The 20,480-nt window shown below is 63.3% G+C and carries 27 protein-coding genes and 1 riboswitch; of the genes, 16 read left to right on the top strand and 11 right to left on the bottom strand.

Annotated elements, in window-relative coordinates; all coding sequences use genetic code 11:
- Nucleotides 1-49: 49 nt before the first annotated feature.
- On the top strand, nt 50-1,183 hold the full coding sequence (locus HB777_16920; protein ID QND65417.1) for a metallophosphoesterase: 1,134 nt from the start codon (nt 50-52) through the stop codon (nt 1,181-1,183).
- Between the two features lie 56 nt (nt 1,184-1,239).
- Here HB777_16920 and HB777_16915 read toward each other — a convergent pair whose 3' ends face one another.
- Nucleotides 1,240-1,428 (bottom strand): CsbD family protein, encoded by a 189-nt coding sequence (locus HB777_16915; GenBank protein QND65416.1) that lies wholly within the window; start codon nt 1,426-1,428, stop codon nt 1,240-1,242.
- A gap of 188 nt (nt 1,429-1,616) precedes the next feature.
- Between HB777_16915 and HB777_16910 the strand changes: the two genes are divergently transcribed.
- From HB777_16910 to HB777_16880, 7 genes are all read left to right on the top strand, one after another.
- Entirely contained in the window at nt 1,617-2,378 is a 762-nt protein-coding gene (locus tag HB777_16910; GenBank protein QND65415.1) for a glutathione S-transferase family protein, read from the top strand.
- Nucleotides 2,379-2,698: 320 nt separating this feature from the next.
- Nucleotides 2,699-2,908: a cold-shock protein gene (locus HB777_16905; protein QND65414.1), complete on the top strand. Its 210-nt coding sequence runs from the start codon at nt 2,699-2,701 to the stop codon at nt 2,906-2,908.
- Between the two features lie 346 nt (nt 2,909-3,254).
- The gene (locus HB777_16900) at nt 3,255-3,479 is read left to right on the top strand and encodes a hypothetical protein (protein QND65413.1); all 225 of its coding nucleotides are present in this window, start codon (nt 3,255-3,257) and stop codon (nt 3,477-3,479) included.
- On the top strand, nt 3,479-3,886 hold the full coding sequence (locus HB777_16895) for a hypothetical protein (GenBank protein QND65412.1): 408 nt from the start codon (nt 3,479-3,481) through the stop codon (nt 3,884-3,886). The genes HB777_16900 and HB777_16895 overlap by 1 nt, the downstream gene beginning before the upstream one ends.
- 1 nt (nt 3,887) lies before the next feature.
- Complete coding sequence (locus HB777_16890) at nt 3,888-4,055, top strand: hypothetical protein (GenBank protein ID QND65411.1); 168 nt, start codon at nt 3,888-3,890, stop codon at nt 4,053-4,055.
- A gap of 55 nt (nt 4,056-4,110) precedes the next feature.
- The gene (locus tag HB777_16885; protein QND68797.1) at nt 4,111-4,440 is read left to right on the top strand and encodes a YkgJ family cysteine cluster protein; all 330 of its coding nucleotides are present in this window, start codon (nt 4,111-4,113) and stop codon (nt 4,438-4,440) included.
- Between the two features lie 101 nt (nt 4,441-4,541).
- Nucleotides 4,542-5,153, top strand: coding sequence for a LysE family translocator (locus tag HB777_16880; protein QND65410.1), 612 nt, complete (start codon nt 4,542-4,544; stop codon nt 5,151-5,153).
- 113 nt (nt 5,154-5,266) lie between these two features.
- Here HB777_16880 and HB777_16875 read toward each other — a convergent pair whose 3' ends face one another.
- The 4 genes from HB777_16875 to HB777_16860 form a co-directional block, all read right to left on the bottom strand.
- Nucleotides 5,267-5,542 (bottom strand): hypothetical protein, encoded by a 276-nt coding sequence (locus HB777_16875; GenBank protein QND65409.1) that lies wholly within the window; start codon nt 5,540-5,542, stop codon nt 5,267-5,269.
- A 222-nt stretch (nt 5,543-5,764) separates the two neighbouring features.
- Nucleotides 5,765-6,151, bottom strand: coding sequence for a nuclear transport factor 2 family protein (locus HB777_16870; protein QND65408.1), 387 nt, complete (start codon nt 6,149-6,151; stop codon nt 5,765-5,767).
- A gap of 16 nt (nt 6,152-6,167) precedes the next feature.
- On the bottom strand, nt 6,168-6,614 hold the full coding sequence (locus tag HB777_16865) for an OsmC family protein (GenBank protein ID QND65407.1): 447 nt from the start codon (nt 6,612-6,614) through the stop codon (nt 6,168-6,170).
- Between the two features lie 33 nt (nt 6,615-6,647).
- On the bottom strand, nt 6,648-7,658 hold the full coding sequence (locus HB777_16860; protein QND65406.1) for an NAD(P)-dependent alcohol dehydrogenase: 1,011 nt from the start codon (nt 7,656-7,658) through the stop codon (nt 6,648-6,650).
- A gap of 102 nt (nt 7,659-7,760) precedes the next feature.
- Between HB777_16860 and HB777_16855 the strand changes: the two genes are divergently transcribed.
- Nucleotides 7,761-8,375: a TetR/AcrR family transcriptional regulator gene (locus HB777_16855; GenBank protein ID QND65405.1), complete on the top strand. Its 615-nt coding sequence runs from the start codon at nt 7,761-7,763 to the stop codon at nt 8,373-8,375.
- Between the two features lie 58 nt (nt 8,376-8,433).
- Here the strand turns inward: HB777_16855 and HB777_16850 are convergent, their stop codons facing one another.
- The 5 genes from HB777_16850 to HB777_16830 all read right to left on the bottom strand — a co-directional run bounded on the left by HB777_16850 (nt 8,434) and on the right by HB777_16830 (nt 12,110).
- Nucleotides 8,434-8,835, bottom strand: a complete 402-nt coding sequence (locus HB777_16850; protein QND65404.1) for a CopG family transcriptional regulator — start codon at nt 8,833-8,835, stop codon at nt 8,434-8,436.
- 5 nt (nt 8,836-8,840) lie between these two features.
- Nucleotides 8,841-9,038 carry a type II toxin-antitoxin system HicA family toxin gene (locus HB777_16845; protein QND65403.1) on the bottom strand — a complete coding sequence of 66 codons (198 nt, stop codon included), beginning with the start codon at nt 9,036-9,038 and terminating at the stop codon, nt 8,841-8,843.
- A gap of 254 nt (nt 9,039-9,292) precedes the next feature.
- Complete coding sequence (gene groL, locus HB777_16840) at nt 9,293-10,948, bottom strand: chaperonin GroEL (GenBank protein QND65402.1); 1,656 nt, start codon at nt 10,946-10,948, stop codon at nt 9,293-9,295.
- 62 nt (nt 10,949-11,010) lie between these two features.
- Nucleotides 11,011-11,307, bottom strand: coding sequence for a co-chaperone GroES (locus HB777_16835; GenBank protein ID QND65401.1), 297 nt, complete (start codon nt 11,305-11,307; stop codon nt 11,011-11,013).
- A 176-nt stretch (nt 11,308-11,483) separates the two neighbouring features.
- Nucleotides 11,484-12,110 carry a TetR/AcrR family transcriptional regulator gene (locus HB777_16830; GenBank protein ID QND65400.1) on the bottom strand — a complete coding sequence of 209 codons (627 nt, stop codon included), beginning with the start codon at nt 12,108-12,110 and terminating at the stop codon, nt 11,484-11,486.
- 124 nt (nt 12,111-12,234) lie between these two features.
- On the opposite strand from HB777_16830, the gene HB777_16825 reads away from it, so the two are divergent.
- Genes HB777_16825 through HB777_16815 form a run of 3 tightly spaced genes read left to right on the top strand, consistent with a single transcriptional unit; the run spans nt 12,235 to nt 15,857 of the window.
- Complete coding sequence (locus HB777_16825) at nt 12,235-13,422, top strand: MFS transporter (GenBank protein ID QND65399.1); 1,188 nt, start codon at nt 12,235-12,237, stop codon at nt 13,420-13,422.
- A 12-nt stretch (nt 13,423-13,434) separates the two neighbouring features.
- Entirely contained in the window at nt 13,435-14,715 is a 1,281-nt protein-coding gene (locus tag HB777_16820; GenBank protein QND65398.1) for an FAD-binding protein, read from the top strand.
- Entirely contained in the window at nt 14,712-15,857 is a 1,146-nt protein-coding gene (locus tag HB777_16815) for a DSD1 family PLP-dependent enzyme (GenBank protein QND65397.1), read from the top strand. Before HB777_16820 ends, HB777_16815 begins: the two co-directional genes overlap by 4 nt.
- A gap of 4 nt (nt 15,858-15,861) precedes the next feature.
- Here the strand turns inward: HB777_16815 and HB777_16810 are convergent, their stop codons facing one another.
- Nucleotides 15,862-16,695 carry an AraC family transcriptional regulator gene (locus HB777_16810; GenBank protein ID QND65396.1) on the bottom strand — a complete coding sequence of 278 codons (834 nt, stop codon included), beginning with the start codon at nt 16,693-16,695 and terminating at the stop codon, nt 15,862-15,864.
- Nucleotides 16,696-16,960: 265 nt separating this feature from the next.
- Nucleotides 16,961-17,168, top strand: a riboswitch (cobalamin riboswitch).
- Nucleotides 17,169-17,256: 88 nt separating this feature from the next.
- Between HB777_16810 and HB777_16805 the strand changes: the two genes are divergently transcribed.
- The 4 genes from HB777_16805 to HB777_16790 are packed head-to-tail and all read left to right on the top strand — an operon-like array spanning nt 17,257 to nt 20,461.
- Entirely contained in the window at nt 17,257-17,661 is a 405-nt protein-coding gene (locus tag HB777_16805; protein QND65395.1) for a DUF1636 family protein, read from the top strand.
- Complete coding sequence (locus HB777_16800; GenBank protein ID QND65394.1) at nt 17,658-18,446, top strand: ABC transporter ATP-binding protein; 789 nt, start codon at nt 17,658-17,660, stop codon at nt 18,444-18,446. Before HB777_16805 ends, HB777_16800 begins: the two co-directional genes overlap by 4 nt.
- Nucleotides 18,447-18,497: 51 nt before the next feature.
- Complete coding sequence (locus HB777_16795) at nt 18,498-19,445, top strand: ABC transporter substrate-binding protein (GenBank protein ID QND65393.1); 948 nt, start codon at nt 18,498-18,500, stop codon at nt 19,443-19,445.
- 2 nt (nt 19,446-19,447) lie between these two features.
- The gene (locus HB777_16790; protein ID QND65392.1) at nt 19,448-20,461 is read left to right on the top strand and encodes an iron ABC transporter permease; all 1,014 of its coding nucleotides are present in this window, start codon (nt 19,448-19,450) and stop codon (nt 20,459-20,461) included.
- Nucleotides 20,462-20,480 lie beyond the last annotated feature (19 nt).

The raw sequence follows: 20,480 nt of genomic DNA, 5'->3' as shown, positions 1-20,480 counted from the left end.
TGGTGAAGGCAACTGGACGGCAGGGGGCCGCCTGTGCTGAATTTCGCGCATGATGACTCGCTTGCCGATCCCCTCGATTTCCCGGCGCAGCCTGCTGAAGCAGATGGCAGGATTTGCCGCGGCCGGCGCGTTGTCGCGTCCGGCATTCAGCCAGACCGGCCAGCGCGTCCAGTCCATCGACGCCACCTTCCTGTTCATCGCCGATGTCCATGCCTGCCGCATGGCGAACGGGTTGAGCCCCAACTGCCTGCAGGAAGGCAAGACCGACGCCGCGCTGCTGCGCAACGTTGCAGCGCTCAACGGTCTCGGCGACAAGGACTGGCCGGCCGAGATCGACGGCGTCGCCACCGGCCTGCGCTCGGCGGGCAGCCGCATCGCCGCGCCGCTCGGCCTCGTCGTCGGCGGTGACATGACCGACGATGGCGGCGGCCAGATCACCCAGCCGAGCGAGGGCACCCAGCTGCTCCAGTTCAGCCAGCGCTACAGCCAGGGCGTCGGCCCGGATCGCGTACACATGCCGGTCTATGTCGGGCTCGGCAACCATGATCTCGACCAGAACGGGCCACCGCACCATGCCGACTGGTATCGGCGCGAACTGCGCGACTATGTCGAGGTCAACCATCGCGCCGGCGTGTTCTTCAAGCCGCCAGTGCCGGCCACCGACTATGATGTCGACACCGACTGCTATTCCTGGGACTGGGGCGGCCTGCATCTGGTCCAGACGCATCGTTTCGCCGGCGACACCGGCCATGGCGCCGAGAGCAGCCTGCCATGGCTGAAGCAGGATCTGGCGACCTATGCGGCGGATGGTCGTCCGGTCATTCTGTTCCAGCACTATGGCTGGGACATTTTCTCGATAGAACGCTGGGATGCCACCAAAAGGCACTACGACGATGACGGCGCTGGCGCGCCGCATTGGTGGAGCGAGGCCGACCGGCAGGCGCTGCTGGCGGCGCTCAAGGGCTACAATGTCGTCGCCATTTTCCACGGCCACCAGCACGAAACGCCGCTGATCTATCGCCGTGACGGGCTCGATCTGTTCAAGCCGAAGGCTGCCTATATGGGAGGTTTCGCGCTTGCCAGGGTGACCAGCGACGGCATGGACGTGGTGCTGGGCGAGGCGACCGGCGATCATGGCGAGGTCGCCTTCACCAATGCTTTCAGCAAGGGCTGGGGCACATGAAAAAGGCGGCCCTCGCGACCGCCTTTCCCCAATAAAAGAGCGTTCTCGATGTTGGATCAGAGCGCCTTCTTGACCTTGTCCTTCACGTCGCCATAGGCCTTCTGCACCTTGCCGGCGATCCTGTCGGCCGTGCCTTCAGCCTGGGTCTGCCTGTTGCCGGTTGCCTTGCCGGCGGCTTCCTTGATCGAGCCCTTGACCTGCTTGGCCACGCCCGCGACCTGATCCTTGTTCACCATTTTTCGCATCTCCTGGAGTTTTGAATTCGGGGGAATTCATCCGCGGGAGGCTAACGAGCCGGCGTCGGTTAGGTTCCAGGCGTCGCCCGGGCAGCAGATCAGGTCGCGCAACCGCCTCCCGCGGCAAGGTTGGCGGGCTAGGCTGTGCACACGCGCCGACCAAGGAATTCCAGGTGATCGTGCATGCGGGGAGAAAAATGGCTGAATTCACACTCTTCATCGGCAACAAATGCTTCTCCTCATGGTCGCTCCGGCCATGGGTGGCGATGAGGCATCTGGAAATTCCGTTCGAGGAGGGCTTCGTGCGGCTGCGCACGCCCGAGACCTTTGCAAACCTGGCGAAAGTGTCGCCGACCGGCCAGGTGCCCGTCTTGAATCACAATGGCAAAATCATCTGGGAAACCCTTGCTATTCTTGAATATCTCGCTGACCTGTTCCCGGACAAAAAACTCTGGCCGGCCGATATCGACGCCCGTGCGCTGGCGCGCTCGGCGGCGACCGAGATGCATTCCGGCTTCCGCGAGGTCCGCTATGGCTGGCCGATGAATTTGCGCCGGCCGAAGGGCCACAAGCCGCTCGACGCCGAAGGCGAGGCGCAACGCGAGCGCATCGAGGCCTTGTGGCGCGAATGCCGGGAAAGATACGGCAAGGGCGGCCCCTTCCTGTTCGGCCATTTCACCGCGGCCGACGCCATGTATGCACCGGTCGTGACCCGCTTCGACACCTATGGCGGCACGCTTGCGCCGGATACGCGAGCCTATGTCGATGCCGTGTTATCGACCCCGGCGATGCGCCATTGGTATGCGGAAGCGGCCAGGGGAGACGTGGCCGGAACCCGGCCCGGACGAATAGGTGGATCCAAACGAAAACGCCCCTCGCACCTTTTATCGTGCGGGGGGCGTCTTTGCCATCAACCTTTCTTTCGATTGCTCTCACGAACTGCTGATGACACGAAATAAATGCGCGTTTGCGCGGATGGTTCCGGATGCCGCTAAATTTTTTTCGAGTTGGCGCAAGCGCGCTGTTTGGCGTCCGGTTTGCCGTTGTGCCAGGTGTTTTGGCCAGCGGTTTTGCGAGAATTCCGCGGGTGCGGGGGATGCAGATTTGACAGCGCGCCAAAAGAAGCCTAGAAGCATTTCGTCGATATTTGTTTGACTGACTTTTGTTATCCGCGCTTTCGAGCGCGCCTTTGACGAACTTCCCACATCAAAAATCGGGACAAACGACGTTGTGCATCCGCATGGCGTCGAACGAATATTTGCCATGGAAAGGGTTCGTCATGAGCACCGGCACAGTTAAATGGTTCAACGCCACCAAAGGTTTTGGTTTTATTCAGCCTGACGACGGCTCGGCCGACGTTTTTGTTCACATCTCGGCCGTAGAGCGCGCCGGTATGCGCGACATCGTCGAGGGCCAGAAGCTCGGCTACGAGATGGTCCGCGACAACAAGTCGGGCAAGATGTCCGCCGACCAGTTGAAGGCGGCCTGAAAACAGAATTCAGCTCTCCCGGTGACCACGGATGTACTGGCACCGGTGAGTGGCGAATTCGGGCGCATGGCCGCGGAGACCTGAGTTTCCACGGCATGTCATGCGCATGAGAGGAGCGTGCCTTGTGCATCCGTCTGGATGCACGGCGTTCTCTTACGGAAGGTCAGGCGGTGCCTGGCCTTTTTCATTTTGCGCGTCTTGTCGCCGAAAGTGCGCTGCGCGTCGGCCTGGACGTGCTAAGGGACGCTCCAGCAATTTGAATCCGCTGCCGTATTGCTTTGTGCGTGGTCCTGACCGAAGACCCGGTTTCGCTCCATCGGCACAGGCTCCTGACAGGAGAAAGATTTTGACCGCTCATTCGAAGACAGTCGAACAGGCCGTGTCCTTGTTCAGCAAGACGCAAACCCAGTCGATGTCCCTCAACCGCATCAATTCCGAGCGCGATGCCGTCAGCGAGGCGCGGGAAGCCAAGACCGCGCGCCTGCGCGAACAGCGCCTGGAGAAGGAGGCCGACGAGTTGGCCGCCGCCGCGGCGCTCGCCGCTTTGCCGAAGCGGGCCGGAAGACGCTGATGGCTACCAAGCGCGTGCCTCCGAAACTGATCGCCGCCGACTCGACGATCGCCGACGTGGTCGAAGGCCTCAACAAGCCGGTGGAATATGTGCGCCGGGTGCTGGAGAAGCTGGAGCGCTGCAAACGCGCCCATGGCGATGCCCAGGTGCGGCTTGGTGTGCGCGGTCGCGCCGAATGCCCGAACTACCTGATCGAATATGTCCGCGAAGATGCCAAGACGCATGAGCGCGTGACCCATCAGGATGCCGCCTACAGTGGCAGCACGCATCGTGAGCTGGCAGTCCACCACATCGCGGAAGTCAGAAACTGGTCGCCCGAGGAAATGAACATCACGGCGGTTTCGGCGCTGATCGGCCGCCTGCGCAATCCGCGCGCACCATCATCGCGCTTCGTCGACGAGGACTGACATGGCCATAAAATTCTCCGCCAAGGACCAGCCGGCAGCCCCGGCCGCCGCCGCAAAGCCGGCCAAGCCGGCTGCCGCGCCGAAAGGCGATGGGGCTGCCGAGACCGCGACCGATCTCTTCAAGTCGCCGACCGAAGCCTCGTCGCGCAAGACGGGCAAGAAGAAATAGCGCCTTGCCGAATGACGCCGATCGCAATCCTGCCGCGCCAGGGCTGTCTGCCTTGGTGACTGCCGCAAGCCTTTTGGCGTCGCAACGCAGCACCGCTGCTCCGTTCGACTGCCAGAGCTGCGGCGCCTGCTGTTCCTATTCGGCCGAGTGGCCGCGCTTTTCCACCGAGGATGATGCGCAGCTCGACCGCATCCCGGAAAAATATATAGCGGCCAATCTGTCCGGCATGCGTTGCGAGGGCGTGCGCTGCTCGGCGCTGTCCGGCGAGATCGGCAAGTCGACTGCTTGCGGCATCTATGACGTCCGCCCGGATGTCTGCCGCGCCTGCATGCCTGGTGACGACGATTGCCTGATGGCACGCCGGGCGCACGGATTGCCGGTGTAGCTGCCAATCTTCCCCGCAAGGGGGAGATTAAGCTCGCCGCCGCTTGTGCGCCATTGTCCGTCCCGATACCTTCCGCGGCGGGCAGGGCAGCGGAGGATTTCATGAGCATCGAATTTCTGTTGACGTCGCTGATCGTCGTGGCTTCGCCCGGCACCGGCGTTCTCTACACGCTGAGCGCCGGCCTCTCGCGCGGCGCGCGGGCCTCGATCATCGCCGCCTTCGGCTGCACGCTCGGCATCATCCCGCATATGGCCGCCGCCATCACCGGCCTGGCGGCGCTGCTGCACACCAGCGCGATCGCCTTCGAGACGCTGAAATATCTCGGCGTCGCCTATCTGCTCTACATGGCCTGGAACACGCTGAAGGAAAAGGGCGGCCTGAGCGTCGAGCAGGATGTGACGCCACGCTCGGCCGGCAAGGTGATCGCCACCGGCATACTCGTCAACGTGCTCAATCCGAAACTGTCGATCTTCTTCTTCGCCTTCCTGCCGCAATTCGTCAGCACCACCGAGCCCAATGCGCTGTCGAAGATGCTGGAGCTCAGCTCCGTCTTCATGCTTTTGACCTTCGTGGTTTTCGTCGGTTACGGCGTCTTCGCCGCATCGATCCGCAGCCATGTCGTGTCGCGGCCGATGGTGCTGACCTGGATGCGCCGAACCTTCGCCGGTGCCTTCGTCATGCTCGGCGCCAAACTGGCGCTGGCGGATCGGTAGAAACCGGTTCGCGGATCCTGTCGTCTCTGCGCAAAATCCCTGCCCAGATAGTCAGAAGGCGAGCCCAGGGCTCGCCTTCATCTGCATTCTTCAACTCCGGGCGAAGGCAATCATTAGTTTGCGCCGCCGAGAGCCTTCAATTTTTCGCAGAACGGCGCGTATGGTTTGCTCATCGCAGCGTCCTGGCATTCCTTCGTCATCATGGCCTGATCGTCCTTGGACATCGCTGCCCAAGCGGCCTTCATTTCATCGTCGGACTTCATCGTCTTCATGCCCGAATCGGTGAAGAACGGTTCCATCATCTTGGGCGAGTCGAGCGCCCCGGCAAGCGCCGTGCCGCTGAAGACAGCCAATGCGAGTGCTCCAAAGCAGGCGGTTCTGATGTTCATCACACGAGTCCTCCCTAATGGTCTTTCTCGATCGTCGAATGGCGGTCGTGCTCGATTTTAGCACAGATTGAAGTATTTTAGGAGTGGATTATATTTCTGCGGTCGGCCGTCCACGTGCGTCAATATGGATTGGCGGAAGGCCCGCCGACCCATGGCGCTGACTTGGTTCGCCGCACCTTCGGCGCCAGGCTGGCACTGGCGGATCGGTAGCGCCGGCCGGCGCTACCCCTTGACGTAGCCCATTGCTTCGACGATCCGCCCGTCGGCCACGCGCATGAGGTTGACGCCGCGCAGCGAATTGCCGTCGGCCATGAAATAGCGCCAGCGGATCGTCGCCCGCTCGCCGGCGATGAAGGTTTCCTCGATATCGAAGCGCGTGCCGGCCTGGGTTGCTATCGCCGTCCAAAGCCCGACGCACGCCGCCTTGCCGGCATGACGGGCGCCGTCCGGCGCTGGCACGGTGTTTTCGATCACGCAATCCTCAGCCACCAGCTCGGCGAGTGCAGAGGGATCATGGCGTTGGAATACGTCGTTGTAGCGCCGCATGATCTCGGCCGTTTGCCGTGACAGATCGTTCGCGGTTGCGTCCATGACAAGCTCCTGTGTCATCTTCTTTCTCCTGGCTTCATTGGTCTTTGATGGCTTCGACGAGCGTCGCCTTGAGGGTGATCTGAGACACGCCGGCAAGGGCCCGTGAGACGAGGCAGCCTGCCTTGGCGGACTGTGCAAGGCGCTCGAATTCATCTTCGGCGAGTCCCGCGACCTCTACCTCGGTTTCGAGCTCGATGCGGGTGATCGTCGGCCCGGCAGCGGTTGCGCCGAGATGCACCTTGGCGACGGTGCCGATGCTTGTCGGGACATGATTGGCGCGGCCCAATATGGCGCTCAGCGCCATCGAGAAGCAGCCCGCATGCGCTGCGGCGATCAGTTCTTCCGGATTGGTGCCCGGACCGTTTTCGAAACGCGACGGGAAGGAATAGGCGCCCTCGAAGACGCCGCTGCCGAGCCGCAGCCGCCCGGAACCTTCCTTCAGCGTCCCTTGCCACTTGGCCGATGCTTCACGAATTGTCATTGTCGTTCTCCCTTGGTTAGAGGACTTGATGGGTCAGGCGCCGTCGATGACCACCTTCCCGAAGACGTCGCCCCGCTGGAAATAGCGGTAGGCGTCGCCGGCCTCAGTGAAGGCGAAGACCTTGTCGATGACAGGCCGCAGGCGGTGCTGTGAGACGGCGCGCAGCATGGCTTCGAGATTGGTCCGGTTGCCGACGAACAGGCGGCTGATGGTGGCCAGGCTGCGCTGGTAGAGTGCCGCCGGCAGCTGGATCGATCCGCCTTGCGCATCCTGCAGCGTCAAGAGCACGATGTGCCCGTAAAGCGTGCTGGCGATCAGCGACTGGGCGAAGGTCGCCGGGCCACCGGTCTCGACGACGAGATCGATGCCGCCGGTCTGGTCGCGGACGGTCGCACCCCATTGCGGCATATCCGATGTCGAGATCACCAGGTCGGCGCCCAGCGCCCGCAGCCTGTCGGCTTTCTCGCCGCGCGAGGTGACGGCGACGACACGGCAGCCGAGCAGCTTGGCGAACTGCAGTGCAAAGAGCGAGACGCCGCCCGAGCCGATGACCAGAACCCATTGGCCGGGCTTCGGAATTCCGGCGCCCGTCACCGCATTCCAGGCGGTCAGGCCGGCACAGGTCAGCGTCGCCGCCTCATGCCAGTCGAGATGTTCGGGCAGCCGGACCGCCCATTGTTCGTCGAGAACGGCGTATTCCGTCAGCATGCCGTCCAGCGTGCAGCCGAGCTGGTCGATGAGCCCGGCATTGATGCGGCCGTCGATCCAGCGGGCGAAATAGCTGCCGGTCACGCGATCGCCGACGGCAAAGCGGGTGACGGCATTGCCGATGGCGACGATTTCGCCGGCCCCGTCGCTCAGTGGAACGACGCCTTGGCGCGGCGGCAGCGGATAGGTGCCGTTGAGGATCAGCGTATCGCGCCGGTTGAGCGAGGTGGCGCGAACGCGCACCACGATCTCATGCGGTTTCGGCTCCGGCTGCGCCTCGTCGCGCATCACCAGGGATTCGGTGCCACGGGACCCTTGGAGACGGTAGCTGCGCATGTCGATCTCCTCCAGAAATATATAGACTGATCTACATATTATGTAGACCGATTGTCATATTCTGTGCAAGGCCTATAATGAGTGCTGCTGACAGAGGTTGACATGGCCAACGACACCCGCACCCGCATACTCGAGACGACTGGGCTGCTGCTCAGGCAGCGCGGCTATCACGGCACTTCGCTCAACGACATATTGAGCGCCAGCGGCGCACCGCGGGGCTCGCTCTATTTCCATTTTCCCGGCGGCAAGGACCAATTGGTCATCGAGGTGACGCGCGCCAGCGTTGCCGACGTGACGGAGAGGCTGGGCGAGGCGCTGGCTGCCGAAAAGGATCCGGCGGTGGCCGTCCATCATATCTACCAGTCGGTTGGGCGCATGCTGGAGGACAACCAATTTTCGCTCGGCTGTCCGATCGCGCCTGTCGTGCTGGACGCGCCGACCGACGTGCCGGAACTGGCGGAGTTGTGCCGCTCGGCCTTCGAACAGTGGATAGGCCTGCTGCGGGACGCCTTCGTCAGGGCAGGGGTGCCCGAGCGCCGCGCGCATGCATTGGCGCTGCTGGTCGAATCGTCGCTGGAAGGGCTGATGGTGATCGCCCGCGCCACCCGCGACCGCGCCCCGCTGCAGGCCGTGGCCGACGAGGTCGCCGCGCTGATTGAAGCCGCGGTGCTTGCCGGCGGAGGCCGCAATCGCGACGCGGCGATTTCCGCGGCCTGATATCGCAACGCGCCTGATGTGGTCGTGCGGGTCGCCGGGGGCCGCGGGCTTTGCGCAGCTAATCTACAATGTCTTTGCGGGCGGCTGAAGCAAGGAAGGCTGAGCGTGTCTGTCCGCGTTCACGAGCCGTCGCATCGATAGCTTCGAGCAGGCCCAGATCGAACGACACGTTGATCCGCGTCGTTGATCCGCGATCACGGATCAGCGGAATGACAGTCGTCATGGCGCCGTCGCGATCCTCCGCAAGTTCGGGATCGCTCATGATGGCATCGAAGTCGCGCGGCGGGGGAACTGGATCGCCGTCCGCTTCCAGCATGCGGACATGGCCGGACAGCGCCTCTACGCCGTTGCGCACGGCTTCATCGATCGTATCTCCCGCCGAGATGCAGCCAGGCATGTCGGGGAAGCTCACGCCGTAGATGCTATCCGGGTCTTTGTGGATGAAGGCGATGTAACGCAAGCTTCTCACTTCTGGTTCAGGAGGCCCGCCTGCTTCAACAAAGCGCGAACGGTTCCTGTAGGCATGTCCTTGCGCGGATGCGGAATTGTAACCTTGCCCGGCTTCGTTGGGTGTTTGAAATGGTGGTGAGAACCGGTCACGCCAATTCTGAACCAGCCATCAGCCTCCAACAATTTGATCAGGGCGCGGCTATCGCGTTCCACAACTGCATTCTCCGTGTAAAATAATACACACGCTCACTGAAATCAACATTCACGAGTGCCGTGCCCTGTAGACATCAGCCAACACCCATTCCGACGCCAGCGGGAACATTAGTTTGACGTCGCGCCAAGCGTTCAGCGCGGTGCGTCGCTCCAATTCAAGTCCTTGTAGTACCATTAGTGAAGTAAACGTCTGGCAAAACAAGAAAGGGCGCCTTTCGGCGCCCTTTCCGTATGCACAAGCCAGATAGCTTGGATTAGAAATCCATGCCGCCCATGCCGCCCATGCCGCCGCCGCCCATGCCGCCAGGCATGCCGCCGCCAGCCGACTCCTTCTTAGGAGCCTCCGCGATCATGGCTTCGGTGGTGACCAGCAGGCCGGCGACCGAGGCCGCGTCCTGGAGAGCGGTGCGAACGACCTTGACCGGATCGACGATACCCATGGCGATCATGTCGCCATACTCGCCGGTCTGGGCGTTGTAGCCGAAGGTCGCGCCCTTGTTCTCAAGGATCTTGCCGGCAACGATCGATGCTTCCGCACCGGCGTTGGCCGCGATCTGGCGGGCCGGAGCCTGCAGCGCACGACGAACGATGTTGATGCCGGCGGCCTGGTCTGCGTTGACGCCGGTGACCTTGATGTTGGCCGAAGCGCGCAGCAGGGCTACGCCGCCACCAGCAACGATGCCTTCTTCGACGGCCGCACGGGTCGCGTTGAGGGCGTCATCGACGCGGTCCTTCTTTTCCTTGACTTCGACTTCCGTCGCACCGCCGACGCGGATCACCGCAACGCCGCCCGCGAGCTTCGCGAGACGTTCCTGCAGCTTCTCCTTGTCGTAGTCCGAAGTGGTCTCTTCGATCTGCTGCTTGATCTGGGCGACGCGGCCCTGGATCTCGGCCTTCTTGCCGGCGCCGTCGACGATGGTGGTGTTCTCCTTGGAGATCGACACCTTCTTGGCGCGGCCGAGCATGTTGAGGCCGACGTTCTCGAGCTTGATGCCGAGGTCTTCCGAGATGACCTGGCCACCGGTGAGGATGGCGATGTCTTCCAGCATGGCTTTGCGGCGATCACCGAAGCCCGGCGCCTTGACGGCGGCGATCTTCAGGCCGCCACGCAGCTTGTTGACGACGAGCGTGGCCAGAGCCTCGCCTTCGACGTCTTCCGAGATGATGAGCAGCGGCTTCGAGGTCTGCACGACGGCTTCGAGAACCGGCAGCATGGCCTGGAGGTTGGAGAGCTTCTTCTCGTGCAGGAGGATGTAGACGTCCTCGAGCTCGGCAACCATCTTGTCGGCGTTGGTGACGAAGTAGGGCGAGAGGTAGCCGCGGTCGAACTGCATGCCTTCGACGACTTCGAGTTCGGTCTCGGCGGTCTTGGCTTCCTCAACCGTGATGACGCCTTCGTTGCCGACCTTCTGCATCGCTTCCGCGATCATCTTGCCGACCGACTCGTCGCCATTGGCCGAGATCGTGCCGACCTGGGCAACTTCCTCGGAGGTCTTGATCTTCTTGGCAGCCTTGCCAAGTGCTGCGACGACTTCGGTCACGGCCAGATCGATGCCGCGCTTCAGGTCCATCGGGTTCATGCCGGCGGCAACGGCCTTGTGGCCTTCCTGGACGATCGACTGTGCCAGAACGGTTGCGGTCGTGGTGCCGTCGCCGGCGATGTCGTTGGTCTTCGAAGCAACTTCGCGGACCATCTGCGCGCCCATGTTCTCGAACTTGTCTTCAAGCTCGATTTCCTTGGCGACGGTGACGCCGTCCTTGGTGATGCGCGGGGCGCCGAACGACTTGTCGATGACGACGTTGCGGCCCTTGGGACCGAGCGTGACCTTCACCGCGTCGGCGAGGATGTTGACGCCGCGCAGCATGCGCTCGCGGGCATCACGGGAGAATTTTACGTCTTTGGCAGCCATTTTTAGCTCCTGGCAAGGGCTTGGGTTAAGCCCGGGAATTCAGTTGACGGTGAGGCCGATATTCAGCCGATGATGCCCATGATGTCGGATTCCTTCATGATCAGAAGGTCTTCGCCATTGAGCTTGACTTCGGTGCCCGACCACTTGCCGAACAGGATGCGGTCGCCAGCCTTGACGTCCAGCGGGACCAGCTTGCCAGCTTCGTCACGAGCGCCGGAGCCGACAGCGATGATCTCGCCTTCCTGCGGCTTTTCCTTTGCCGTGTCCGGGATGATGATCCCGCCGGCGGTCTTGGATTCGGATTCGACCCGGCGAACGACCACGCGGTCATGAAGCGGGCGGAACTTCGACTTTGCCATTTTTTCTTCCTCGATGAGAACGGTGAGAAACAGTTCCTCCATCCGGCGGCGCCGGACATGTGGTTAGCACTCACCAATGGAGAGTGCTAACGTGGCGCTGAAATAGGCCGCTGACCCGCCAGAGTCAAGGCGCGCGGCGCCGACCGGGAGCGTGAAATTTTTCTACGGATCGCAGCCTACAGAAACAGCCGCAGCTGCGTGTGGATGATCGAACGGTAATCTTCGATCGTGCGGCGGCTTTCCGCTTCGCCCTCGGCAAGCGCCAGGCGCACCACGCCGCCGGCGAGCTGGAAGATCAGAAGGACAATGCGTTCGAACTGCTCGCGCTTCTCGGGCGCGAGCAGTTCGATGACATGGTCGCAGAACATTTTGGCTTGATGTCGGGTTTCGGCGATGTCGAGATTCTTGAGCGCCTTGTCGGCCTGGATGGCGTTCTGCAGATCCTGGATGGCCGGATCGCCGGCAACACGGCTGAGGTAATCGTCAAGCAACCGGTCCGCGGCCACGATCACGTCCTTCGCTTCGCGGATGTCAGTGATGATCGTTGTCAGCCGTGCGCGGCTGACCTCTGAAAACCGCTCATAGAGCATTGCCAGGATCGCCGATTTGTTGGGAAAATAATGGTAGACGGTGGCGATCGGCCCGCCCGCCAGCATGCCGACTTCCTTCATGGTGACGGCGTCGATGCCCTTCTCGCCGATCAGCCGCATGGTCGTCGACAGGATCGCATCGATGCGTTCGCGGCTGCGTTCCTGCTTGGGCCTGCGCCTTGGCTCGGTCGCCATTCTCTTCACGTCCGTCATGCACCGATCTTTCGCACGGGTTTCCAAATTCCGGTTGACAAAAAATATGATCAAGTATCAGTTTCTGAAATGCTGACAGGTTGTCAGCTTTTTTGCCGCGCGGCAAGGACGTTGGGAGGCGCCTTTGACTTCGACAAATACCGGCCACGCAGGCAATGGCGACTGGCTGGTCGGCAATCCGACCGGCTGGCAGCTTGCCGCGGCCCTGTGGATCGGTTCGGTCGGCCTGCTCATTCTAGGCCTGCAGCCGGTGCTGCTCGGGGCGCTCTACACCGAGGGCCATGTCAGCGGCGATGAACTGGCGCTGGTCGCCACCGCCGAGATGATCGCCATCGCCATCGGTTCGGCTGTCGTGGCGATGCTGCTCTCGGCGCGCAACATGCGCTGGAAAAGTGCCGTCCTTCTTCTGCTGCTGGCGCTGGCCAATGTGTGGACGGCCTATGCCGCAAGCGCCGGCACGCTGATAGCGGCCCGCGCCCTGGCCGGACTCGCCGAAGGCGGTCTGGTCGCTGTCGCCACCGAACTGATCGCCCGTTCGCGGCGCGCCGAGCGCATCGGCGGCTATTTCGTCACCATGCAGACGTTGGCGCAATGCGCGCTTGCCCTGCTGCTGGCGCTCTATGTCATCCCGGCCGCCGGATCGGCGGGCGGCTTCATCGTTCTCGCCGTCGTCTGCGTCGCGTCGCTGGCGGTCGCCTTCACCGTACCCGGTGACTATGCCGAACTCCCCAAGGAGGAGAACCTGGCCAATGTGCTGACGGTTCCTTCGCTCACCGCGCTGCTGTCGGTCTTCTGCTACTTCATGTTCTTCGGCGCGGTCTGGGCCTTTCTGGAGCCGCTTGGCGCCCAATACGGCATCGATGGCCGCACCGTCGGCCTGATCGTCTCGGCCAGCCTCGCGGTGCAGGTCCTGGGCGCGATGACGGCGACCGTGTTCGAGGCGCGCATCGATTATCGCGCCACCATCGCCACGATCGGTGTCGTGGCGATGGTCAGCTCCCTGGTTCTGGCCAGTGGGCCAGGCCTCGCGACATTCTGGATCGCCGCCCTGGTCATGGGCTTCATCCTCTTGTTCATCGTGCCCTACCAGATCCGGCTGGCGATCACCGCCGACGAGACGCGCACCGCCGTGCTGCTGGTGCCGGCAGCCCAGCTGTTCGGCCTGGCGATCGGGCCGATCGCGGCGTCATTGCTGATCGACGGCAAGGATTTCCGGCCGGTGCCGGAATTCGCCGCCGCCAGTGCTGCTGCCAGCGTGGCACTGCTCGTCGTGTTTGTCCTCGTGGCGCGGCGCCGCCGCGCCGTTGCCTGAACTGGGAGCGCCATGTCGAACAGCTGGAGCAACTGGTCGGGCTTTGTTCGCGCCGAGCCGAAACTGATCGCCAGCCCCGCCGATGCGGGCGAACTGGGTGATCTCATTCGTACCGCACCTGGCCCGGTGCGCGTTGTCGGCGCCGGTCATTCCTTCACCCCGCTGGTAAAATCCGAGGGCACGATCCTGTCCCTGGAGAGACTGGAAGGGCTGGTCTCGCACGACGCCGAAAAACAGCAGGCACGGGTGCGGGCAGGGACCCGGCTCGGCCCGCTGATGCACATCCTGCAAGGCATTGGCCAAGGCCTGCCCAATATGGGCGACATCGACCGCCAGGCGATCGGCGGCGCGCTGGGTACAGCCACGCACGGCTCGGGACCGACGCTCGGCGCCTATCACACGCAGCTGGAGACGGTGCAGATCGTCGACGGACTTGGCAAGGTCCGCGACTTCAAGCGAGCAGGGGATCAGGACATGATCCACGCCATCGGCGTCGCGCTCGGCGCCTTCGGCGTGCTGAGCGAAGTGACGCTGAACAACATCGCGACCTACCGGTTGCGCCGCCGCAAATGGGTGCTGCCGATCGCCGAGATGCTGCGCGATTTCGAGACGATGATGGCCGCGCATCGCTCGGCCGAATTCTACTACATTCCGTTTTCCGGCCATGCTCAGTTCATCGCCAGCGATTTTAGCACCGCGGAGACCGCCACGCGCCCGACCGATGATGATGAGGCGGGGTTGAGGACGTTGCGCAGGCTTCGTACCGCACTTGCCTGGCTGCCATCGCTACGCCGCCGGCTGATCCTGGGCGCCGTCGCGAAAGTGCCGGCCGAGGACTACGTGCAGGACTGGCTCAACGTCTATGCCAGCGACCGCCAGACCAAATTCAACGAGATGGAATATCATCTGCCGTTCGAGGAGGGGCCGAAGGCGCTGACCGAGATCATCGAACTGACCGAAAAGCGTTTTCCCGAGGTCTATTTCCCGATGGAGGTGCGCTCGGTCGCACCGGACCAGTTCTGGCTCTCGCCCTTCCACAACAGGCTCACCTGCTCGATCGCCATCCACCATGACGCGGCGAACGATCCGCTGCCGTTCATGCGGGCGGCCGAACCGATCTTCCGCAGATACGGCGGCAGGCCGCATTGGGGCAAGATGCACAGCCTGAAAGCGGCGGAGCTGAAAAAGCTCTACCCGCGCTGGGACGATGCCATGGCGGTGCGCCGCGACATCGATCCGGAAAACCGCTTCGTCTCGCCCTACATGGCCGGCCTGTTCGGCATCGAGACATGAGCGCCTATTTTTCCACCCTGTCGGATGCGCTGAAGGAAGCTGGCATCTTTCAACCCTGCCTGCTGCTCGATCGCGACCGGCTGGACAGCAACATTGCCCTGGTAAAGCGGCGACTGGATCCCGGCCTTGCCGTGCGGTTGGTCGACAAATCACTCGCCTGCCTGCCGCTGCTTGCGCATATTGGCAAGGCGCTCGGCACCAATCACGTCATGACCTTCCATCCGCCGATCAGCGAGGCGGTGCTGAAGGCGTTTCCGGATGCCGATCTCTTGTATGGCAAGCCGATGCCGATCGGCGCGGCAAGGGCGGTGCTGGTGAAAGCTGACGCCGACTGGTCGCGTGTCTGCTGGCTGATCGACAGCGAGGAGAGACTGGTGGAATATGGCGCGCTGGCAGCCGAACTCGACATCGAACTGCGCATCGCTTTCGAGATCGATGTCGGGCTGCATCGCGGCGGCTTTGCTGATCCCGAAGCCTTGTCGAGGGCATTGAATGCGCTCCAGGCCTACAAACGGCTGCGTTGCGAAGGCGTCATGGCTTACGAGGCGCATGCGCCGCTCATTCCGGGTCTGTTCGGTGGGCCGGCGAAAGCCTTGGCAAAGGCGTCGGCGCAGGCCGCCGCGTTCGTCGCTCGTCTCGGCGCCGACCAGCGCGGCATCCTCAACATCGGCGGCAGCAAGACCGCGCTGCTTCATCACGGCGGCGCGGCCAATGAAGTGTCGATGGGCTCGGCCTTCGTGCTGCCCAGCGACTTCGATACATCAGGCCTCGAAGGCTTCCAGCCGGCGGCTTTTGTCGCCACGCCGATCCTGAAAGTGGTCGAGCCGATGCTGCCCGGCCCGCCGGCGGTCACCCGCCTGCTGCGGGCGATTGGCCGGTTTCCGAGCAAGGGTTGCTTTCTCTATGGCGGCAAATGGATGGCCGAGCCGGTGTTCCCCGAAGGCTTGATGACGAACGGCCTGCTCGGCCTGTCTTCCAACCAGCAATTCATGGGCCTGCCGGCCGATGCGACGGCAAGGCCAGGCGATTACGCCTTCCTGCGCCCGACGCAGAGCGAGGCCGTGCTGCAGCAATTCGGATCGATCGTGGTGTTTTCCGGCGGCAGGATCACCGATCGCTGGCCGGCATTGCCGATGGCGTGATCGCCTAGCCCTTCACCGGTATCCAGATCTCCAGCCCGCCATTGCCGCTGCGCGGATCGAATTCGGGGCCGTAGCGTTCGAATTCCGGCGCATCCGATATCTCGTGGCCGGAGGCCGGCAGCCATTTGTTCCAGATCGTGTTGACCGTGCGCCGGATGGTCGAGATGTGTTCGCGGTGGACAAAGACCGCATATTTCCGTGCCGGCACGCGCACCCGGCTGAATTCCTTGGGCAGGTCGGAAAAGTCCGACACTTCGACGCCGGCGATGTAGTCGAAATTGCCGGCATCGTCGCCATTGACGCAGACGCCATAGGCGACATCGCCGGTCTCGCCCGGAATGTTGCCGATATAGGGGCCGAAGCGCTGCCACTGCATCGGAATGGCGGCGCTGGTTTCGCAGCTGTAGCGTTCGCCGAGGCCGGCGATGAGGAACGGCCGGCTGATCTCGAAACGCGGCGGTTCGAGATTGGGGAGGAAGGACTGGTCCATCAGGATCGGCTCCACGAGGTCGAGCTTATCGAGTGTGCCTTGCGCGCGCACCAGTTCCGGCGTGGTGCCGAACTGGTCGCGGAAGGCACGGGTGAAAGCCTCATGCGAATTGTAGCCGGCGTCGAGCGCGACGCTGAGAATGTCGGGCGCCCCGCCGGCCAGCTTGCGCGCCGCCTCGGTCAGCCGGCGTGAGCGCATGTAGCCCATCACCGAGCGGCCGGTGGCAGCCCCGAAAGCCCGCGTCACGTGAAAACGCGACACGCCGCTGCTTTGGGCGACATCGTCGAGCGAGATCGCTTCCGGCAGATGGCTCTCGACGAACCACAGCGCTTTCTCGATCGGGTTCATTTTTCTCCTCGCATTGGCCAGATCATTATGCCGCTCCCTGGCGCGGTCAGTTTGATCGAAATTGCGCATCCGGCGCAATCCGCGCTGATCCCGTCGCAGTTCGCGCACCGATATGGCCCAACACGTCAAGCGCTTCGCTTGACAGCGCTAGGCGATATCTTCTAGAATGTTATATTATTACAAGCTGCGAGCATGCAATGTCTGCCTCCCTCACGTGGCCCATCACTCCGTCCGAGAAATCCGTTGCGATGCGATCGGCGCAAAACTACGCTGAGGCGGTGATGGTCCCCGAGTCGAAAGGCGAGGGGTGAAAAGGGAACACGGTGAGATCCCCAGGGATCGAGGCCGTGGCTGCCCCCGCAACTGTAAGCGGCGAGCAAAATCCGTGAATGCCACTGGCCGGCAAGGCTGGGAAGGCAGGATGGCGCAACGACCCGCGAGCCAGGAGACCTGCCATCACTGAGTTGACCGGACGGGGTGTGCCGGGAGGAAACGCGAATCTCGGTCTTGTCGGCCGGTTCGCCAGCTTCCTTCCGTCGCCAATTTTGGAAAGTGACGGAAGTGGCCGGCTCCATCGATCCTATCCATCGCATCATCGTGTGCACGCTTTGCCGTGACCTCGTGACCGGGGTCAGGTCCGGGGAAGACCTTTGCAGCGATTTGCGCTCCCGGCTTTCGGCCCACAACGAGCCGGCCGTGGCGCTGGGCTTCGCGGTCGAAGGCGTGGCCTGCATGGCAGGCTGCTCGCGACCGCTGACGGTCGCCTTCCAGGCGCCAGGCAAGGCTGCCTATCTCTTCGGCTCCATCGACGCACGAGCCGATGTCGGCGACCTCGTGCGATTCGCCAGGCTCTACGCGTCGCTCATCGATAGCTGGTGCAGTTCCGGTCAGCGTCCGGCGGGATTGGCGGGCAAGACGCTGGCCCGCATCCCCGGTTCGGGCAATCCGGCGGGCAGCAGCAGATGACCGTGGCGCTTCTCGAAGCACATGACCTCTGCGCCATGGCGAATGGGCGGGATCTGGTTCAGGCGGTCAGCCTGGCGGTGGCCGCTGGCGACCGCCTTGCCATCATCGGCCCCAATGGCGCCGGCAAGACGACGCTGCTGCGCATGCTGTCGGGCATGCTGCGGCCGAGTTCCGGCGAGGTGAAGCTCGGCGGGCGCCGGCTGGACAGGATTTCGGCGGCCGAGCGGGCGTTGCACATCGCCGTTGTCGGCCAGACCGACCAGCCCGATCCGCGGCTGGCGGTGATTGATTATGTCGAGCTTGGCCGCGTCCCGCACGCCGGGCTGAGACGCAGGAGCGAGGAACGCGATATCGTCGTCGATGCGCTGCGCCGGACCGGCCTGCTGCCGCTGCTTGGCCGAACCATCGGCTCGCTGTCGGGTGGCGAGCGCCAGCGCGCCCAACTGGCGCGCGCCATCGCCCAGCAGCCAAAGATCCTGTTCCTCGACGAGCCGACCAACCATCTCGATCCGCGCGCCCGCGGCGAACTGCTCGAACTCGTGGCCGGCTTCGAGATGACGGTGATCGCGGTGCTGCACGATCTGGCGCTGGTGGCGCCGTTCGCAACCAGGGTGGCGGTGATGAACCATGCCCGTCTGCAGGCGCTCGCCGCGCCGCGCGAAGCGCTGACCCAACAGCTGATCCGCGAGATTTTCGGCATCGATGTGCTGCATCTGCGCCATCCGACCGAGGACCGCGAACTGACGGTGTTCGAGGTGCCGAACCGTGCCGCGCCACCGTCCTGACTGAAGCCGTTCCGTATTCGACCCAATCCCATCCACAAAGGAGCAAAACCCGTGAAACGCCTTGCCTTTTCGCTTGCCTTCTCGCTGCTGGCCTCGACCGCCTTCGCCTTCCCGGTCACCGTCGACAGCTGCGGCAAGCCGCTGACCTTCGATGCGGCGCCGAAGCGCGCCGTCATCCACGATCTCAACATGGCCGAGATGGCTTTCGCGCTGAAACTGCAGCCGTCTATCGTCGGCCTGACCGGCATCACCGGATGGTATAAGGTCGGCCCCGAATTCAAGGCCGAGCAGGGTTCGATCCCGGAACTGGCACCAAAGTATCCGACGCTCGAAAACCTCGTCGCGGTCGAGCCCGATTTTTTCTTCGCCGGCTGGTACTACGGCATGAAGCCGGGCGGTGAAGTGACGCCCGACACGCTTGCCCCGCATGGCATCAAGACGCTGGTGCTGACGGAAAGCTGCGTCCATCTCGACAAGAACCGCCCCGCCGCCTCGATGGACCTGCTCTATGGCGACGTCGAAAAGCTGGGCAAGATCTTTGGCAAGGAGGCCGAGGCGGAGAAGCTCGTTTCGGACTGGAAGACGCAGCTCGCCGATATCACGGCCAAGGTCGGCAGCGCCAAGGGCACGCGGGTGTTCCTCTATGATTCCGGCGAGGACAAGCCGTTCACCGCGGGCAAGTTCGCCATTCCGAGCGCCATGATATCAGCCGCCGGCGGCGACAACATCATGGCCGACATGGACACCAGCTGGGGCAACACGGACTGGGAAACGGTGGCGTCGCGCAATCCGCAATTCCTCATCCTGCTCGATTACCAGGACGGTGGCGGCTACAAGAAGCTGCTCGATTTCCTGAAGGCGCATCCGGCGATGAAAGAGACGGACGCGGTCAAGAACGAACGCTTCGTCGCATTGCGCTACGCCGAACTGACTCCCGGACCGGCCAACATCGAAGCAATCGACAAGATCGCCAAGGCCATGCATCCGGAAGCATTTTGAGCTTGCGGCACAAGGCATTCGCACTGGCCATGATGGTGGGAGCGGCGGCGATCGCCGCTCTCGCTCTGCTGTCGATCGCCTATGGTTCGACGCTGATCCCGCTGACCGACGTCGTTGCCGCGCTTGGCCGTGCAATCGGCTTCGGTGGGCACGACGTGGCCGGGCCGGTCGGCAAGATTGTCGTTGATCTGCGGCTGCCGCGCACGATCCTGGCCATTTGCGTCGGCGCGGGCCTCGGCGTCGTCGGTGCGCTGCTGCAGACGGTGACCCGCAACGATCTTGCCGATCCATTCCTGTTCGGCCTGTCGTCGGGAGCCGCTGCCGGCGCGGTTTCCGTCATCACGGTCTTCGGCGACAGCTTTGGCATTTGGACGTTGCCGGTCGCGGCCTTCACCGGCGGTATCTTGGCTGCCGGTGTCGTCCTGCTGCTGGTCGCGCGGGTGAGGGGGCAAGGCCCGGAGCGGCTGATCCTTGCCGGCCTTGCCGTCTCGTTCATGTTCACCGCCTTGACCAACTATTTGGTCTTTGCCGGCGACCAGCGCGCCGCTCATTCGGTGCTGTTCTGGACGATGGGCGGCCTTGGCCTGGCGCGCTGGGACAATATCTGGCTGGGCGCACTGGGTGCGGGCACCATCCTGGCCTACGCGCTGTGGAACCACCGCCGGCTCGATGCTTTCCTGGCCGGCGAAAACGCCGCCGAAAGCCTTGGCGTGCCGGTGGCGCGCATGCGCCGGACGACCTTTCTCGTCGCCGCCTTCTCGACGGCGATCCTTGTTTCGGTCGCCGGCGTCATCGGCTTCGTCGGGCTGATGATCCCGCATCTGTCACGGCCGCTGGCGGGCCCCTTGCATCTGCGCCTGGTTGCCAGCTGTGCCGTCTTCGGCGCGGTGCTGTTGCTGGCCAGCGATCTTCTGGCCCGAACGCTGCTGCCGCCGCAGGAACTGCCGATCGGCATCATCACCAGCTCGGTCGGTGCGTTCTTTGTCGTCACCATGCTCATCCGCAACCGGCTGTGACGGGCAAGAGTTCGCCAGC

The sequence above is a fragment of the Mesorhizobium loti genome, from assembly GCA_014189435.1.
In the GTDB taxonomy this organism is placed as follows: domain Bacteria; phylum Pseudomonadota; class Alphaproteobacteria; order Rhizobiales; family Rhizobiaceae; genus Mesorhizobium; species Mesorhizobium loti_G.
Note: the sequence above shows the minus strand (reverse complement) of the source record. Positions and strands in the feature narration are given on the sequence as shown.